Origin of the sequence: Methylobacterium sp. B1 (assembly GCF_000333255.1) — a bacterium.
GTDB lineage: Bacteria > Pseudomonadota > Alphaproteobacteria > Rhizobiales > Beijerinckiaceae > Methylobacterium > Methylobacterium fujisawaense.
On sequence record NZ_BACT01000623.1, the window covers coordinates 1 to 4,175 of the forward strand.

A 4,175-nucleotide genomic window follows, 5' to 3' on the forward strand; every position below is an offset into this window, starting at 1 on the left:
CACGTCGCCCCGCGGCAGCGCGACGTCGATGATCTCCCGGAGCAGGAACGGGGCGGCGAGCCCCGCCGCCGTCGCGAGCGCGATCAGCCCGAGGACGAGGGCGATCCGGCCCGCGTAGGGGCGGAACAGGCCGAGGACTCGCCCAGCGGAAACGTGCCGGGCGGCCAGGTCGTCGTATCCCGTCAGGTCATCCGGCCCGTCCGCCCCGTGGGCGGGAGCGAATCCGTGCATCGAAGTCGGTCCCATCGCTCAGCCCCTGTCCCCGCCCGAGGCTGGCTTCGGTTCGGCCAGGGTCATCGCGATGAGCCGTGCGCGGAGCGCGCCGAGTTCCGGCACCGGGTCGGTCGGCTTCTCGCGCACGAGGTAGGCGATCCATGCGCCGTCGGCGGCGAGCCGGACGAACTCCAGGTCGGCATCCCCGTCGGTATCCCGGTGGCGGTGCAGGCGTTCCGCGAACCAGTCCGACACCATCCGGCGCAAGGTGGGCTCGGCGAGAATCGAGATGTGTAGGGCAGCCCACTGGCCGCCCTCGGTGATCATCGGGTCGTGCAGGGTGATGTCGACGTAAGCCCGCGTGTACCGCCCGTACGGACGAGGATCCTTCGCCATGGCGGCGTCGATATCTGCGTCAAGCTGCGCGATGAGGTCGGCGACGACGCCCTCGACCAGCGCCTGCTTGCTTGGGAAGTGGTGGAACAGCGCCCCTTTGGTCACGCCGGCGGCGTGGCTGACCGCCTGCACCGTGACGGCGGCCAAGCCCTGTTCCAGCGCGAGCTTGGCGGCGCAATCGAGGAGCGTCCGCCGGACGAGCTTTGGCTGCTTCTTGCGGTTGTAGGCGGTCGCCATGGCTCTTCCCGGCAGCGAACGAGATTCGGCGCAGCCAGAACATACATACCGATCGGTATCTTTCAAGCTCGGGAATCCGGCTGTCGTGTGCGAGCGACGGGCGAGCAGGCTCGTGGCGTTCGGCCATCGTCAGCCGGTGCCCAGTTATCCAACGGGCGTGTCCGATGGGGGGTCTTCGACGATGCGCTTTCGGGCGGAGATGGACAGAAGCGGACGGTGTATCTTCTCCCGCTTCCGACTCGTGGCAGGCGCAGATCAGGCTCATTGAAACCAACGGAGCGCTCTCGCTTTGAACGCACGGCGCCGAGGTCCACATGCTCTACGAACTCGCTACCCTTTCGTGTCCGTTGCTTGCAGTCGGTCGAGCATCCGAAGGCGTTTATGACTGGGTGAATGATGCCGAGGCCAAGGGTGAGCTGCTTGGCTGCTGGCGGACCGAAATAGGAACACTCGGCCGCCTGATCGTGCTGCGTGGGTTCGAGGCACCGGAGGACATGACAGCCGAGCGCCGCCGCGCGCTCCTGAATCCTAACCCCTTCAATGCGGGGAGCGTGGTGACGGCGCTGGACATGGACAGCTACGCGCCGTTTCCCTTTCTACCGCCGATCCGGACCGGGGATCGTGGCGGGGTGTACGAGTTTCGGACCTACCGCCTGAAGCCCGGTGGGTTGCCGCCAACGCTCGCGGGCTGGGAAGCGGCTATGGTACCAGCACGCGAGTATACCGAGCATCTCGTCACAAACATGTACGCCCTCGATGGAGCGCCGCGGATCACACATGTCTGGAGCTTCAAAAGCTTGAAGGAGCGGGCCGAGTTACGCTCGCACGCCTATGGAGCGGGTGTCTGGCCGCCGAAGGGAGGCCCCGAGCAGATTGCCGAAGCGACCTCGACTATTGCGCTCCCACAGGGACCGTCTCCCCTGGCCTGAATGGCCCGCCATCACCGCTCTCAGACGACCCTGAGCTGTAACTCGCATATGACAGCTTTCGGGTTACGTTGGCGATCTTCCGTATGCTCAGCATGGGTCGGTAAGAAACAGTCCGCTTTTTCGACGGCCCTTCTCAGAAACGGACCATCTGCTTTCGGCCATTTCCCGCCCCGCAGGCGGGCGCTCCTGAACGACTTGGTTGGGTGGTTAGGGGATCGTCTGCCTTTGCGCCGCACCGTCTGAAAGCGGATGTGCTGTTTTTCCAGCATAGCCGGGTCCATTTTGCTGGATGCAGATCTCTCAGGGCTGCCTGCCGGTGACGCATCTTTTAATGAAGGTCGCGCTCAGGGCATCGAGCATGCATTGCAATTCCAAAACGCGGATACGCTGAGTTCACGCGCGCCTCCACGGGATCTGCTTTCCGTCAACATCACCTGAAAGATGAACGCGCTCAATCAGCTCATTGGACGTGTTATTGAGCGAAGACCCGTACATGGACATGGCGATGATCAAATCGATCATCGCTTCACGTATTGAACCTAACGACTTTGCTCGCCACCGTTGGCGTTCATAAATATGCGGCGATCATTGATCGCATATATTGATGCTCGCTCCCAGGACATCGCAGCTCAAATCAAGCGATCCGTCAATCCGTTTCCAAGTTGAACCAATCAAAATCCCTACAATCGGCATACCAAATATTATGGCATTATCATTTGGTGTGCGTGATGTCTGACGCCGGAATCGCGACGCGGGACAAGACCAACGGCGGCGTCGGACTGGGCGGGAAGGTGGTTTCCCAGCCTCCACCCAGCGCTTTGGACAGGGCCACGAAGTCCGTGGAGATGGCGGCCGTCGCCTGGACCAGGTTGGTCTCGGCCTGGAGCACGGTCTGCGAGGCCTGCAGGACCGTGGTGAAGATCTCGACGCCTTGCGTGTAGCGTGCCCGCGACAGTGCGAGCGCCTGCCGCGCATCGGCCACCTGCCGGGCGAGCCGGGCCCGCCGCGCTTCGTCGCCCTTGAGCGACGCGAGCGCGTTGACGACGTCGTGCCAGCCCTGAAGGACGGCCTTCTGGTAGGCGATCGCCGCCTCCTGCTGCCGAGCCCGCTGGAGCACGAGGTTCGCTTTCAACCGCCCGCCTTCGAACAGCGGGATGGAAATCGACGGACCTACATTCATGTATTGCAGGGACGAACCTCGGAAGATCTTGCCCGGATCGACCGCATTCACAGTCGGGCTCGCGCTCAGCGTCACGGTCGGGAAGAACTGTGCTTCGGCGACCCCGATCTCGGCGACGGCGGAATGCAGGTTCGCCTCCGCCTGCCGGATGTCGGGGCGGCGCAGGACCAGGCTCGACGGCAATCCCACCGGCACGCGCGGCGGCACCGGCGGGATCGACCGACCGGTGACCAACTCCTGCGATAGGGCGAGCGGTGGCTCGCCCAGCAGCAGCGAGATCGCGTTGATCTGCTGGATCTCCTGCTGCTGGAGCGGGGGCAGCTGCGCCTTGATCGCCTCGACCTGCTGGGCCGCGTTAGCCGTGTCGAGGCCGGTGACAAGGCCTTTCTGCTGCCGGATCCGCACCACGTCGAGGATCTGCTCGTTGACCCGGATGTTGGCCAGATCGATCCGGATCTGCTCCTGGGTGCCGCGAAGCTGCACGTAGTCGCGCGCCAATTCGGCCTGACTGGAGACCAGCGCATTGCGCCGCTGCTCCGCCGATGCGTCCGCCTGTGCCTGGGCGGATTCGACGGAGCGACGGACCTTGCCCCAAAGGTCGAGCTCCCAGGACGCGTCGAAACCCAGCGTGTAACTCTCGAACCCGTTCGTCAGCGGCGCGGTCAAGCTGCTGCTCGATGCGGTGGAGCCGCTGCTCCCGGAGAGGCCGCCGAGGGAATTCGACAGCAGCCCGATCGTGCCGTTCTTGCTGTATTGCTGGCGATAGGCGCTGCCCTGTCCGTTGAGCGTCGGAAGCCCGGCCGCGGCCGCGGTGCCGAGTTGCGCCCGGCTCTCGAACAGACGTGCCGTAGCGGTCTGCACGTCGAGGTTCTGCGACGCGACGCGATCCTCCAGCTGCGCCAGGATCGGATCGCGGAAGGCGAGCCACCACGCCACCACCGGCTCCGCCGTGCTGGTTCGTGCAAAAAGCGGGAGCGGCGTCCGGGCCGGCAGGCCGGTGTCCAGATAGTCGCTCGACTCCGTGATCGTCGGGGCGGGGCGCGACCGCGTGCTCGTCACCCGGCCGCTCTCCACGGCGCTCCTGCCGGGCATCACCCGGGCGTCGGTCCTGCGCCTCGCCCAGGAGGCGGATCTGCGGATCGAGGAGCGGCTGATTCCGGTCGAGGAGGCCTACGCGGCACAGGAGGCCTTCTACACCAGCGCCTCGGCCTTCGGATGCC

At 65.1% G+C, this 4,175-nt stretch carries 4 protein-coding genes and 1 pseudogene; 2 read left to right on the forward strand and 3 right to left on the reverse strand.

Annotation, left to right across the window (positions count from 1 at the left end; translation table 11 throughout):
* Window positions 1–231, reverse strand: a pseudogene (locus I53_RS18505) (ABC transporter ATP-binding protein); the annotation flags it as partial.
* An 18-nt stretch (window positions 232–249) separates the two neighbouring features.
* Window positions 250–846 carry a TetR/AcrR family transcriptional regulator gene (locus I53_RS18510; protein ID WP_043353320.1) on the reverse strand — a complete coding sequence of 199 codons (597 nt, stop codon included), beginning with the start codon at window positions 844–846 and terminating at the stop codon, window positions 250–252.
* 314 nt (window positions 847–1,160) lie between these two features.
* On the opposite strand from I53_RS18510, the gene I53_RS31515 reads away from it, so the two are divergent.
* Window positions 1,161–1,775 carry an NIPSNAP family protein gene (locus I53_RS31515; RefSeq protein WP_083936099.1) on the forward strand — a complete coding sequence of 205 codons (615 nt, stop codon included), beginning with the start codon at window positions 1,161–1,163 and terminating at the stop codon, window positions 1,773–1,775.
* A 712-nt stretch (window positions 1,776–2,487) separates the two neighbouring features.
* Here I53_RS31515 and I53_RS18515 read toward each other — a convergent pair.
* The gene (locus tag I53_RS18515; protein ID WP_374701345.1) at window positions 2,488–4,014 is read right to left on the reverse strand and encodes an efflux transporter outer membrane subunit; all 1,527 of its coding nucleotides are present in this window, start codon (window positions 4,012–4,014) and stop codon (window positions 2,488–2,490) included.
* On the opposite strand from I53_RS18515, the gene I53_RS18520 reads away from it, so the two are divergent.
* Window positions 4,004–4,175 (forward strand): aminotransferase class IV (locus I53_RS18520; RefSeq protein WP_374701346.1); only part of this gene is annotated, 172 nt, incomplete at its 3' end. The genes I53_RS18515 and I53_RS18520 overlap by 11 nt on opposite strands.

Bases quoted from the DNA above. Each gene is read 5' to 3' on its own strand.
- I53_RS18510 (WP_043353320.1), bottom strand. From the start codon at position 846: ATGGCGACCGCCTACAACCGCAAGAAGCAGCCAAAGCTCGTCCGGCGG.
- I53_RS31515 (WP_083936099.1), top strand. From the start codon at position 1,161: ATGCTCTACGAACTCGCTACCCTTTCGTGTCCGTTGCTTGCAGTCGGT.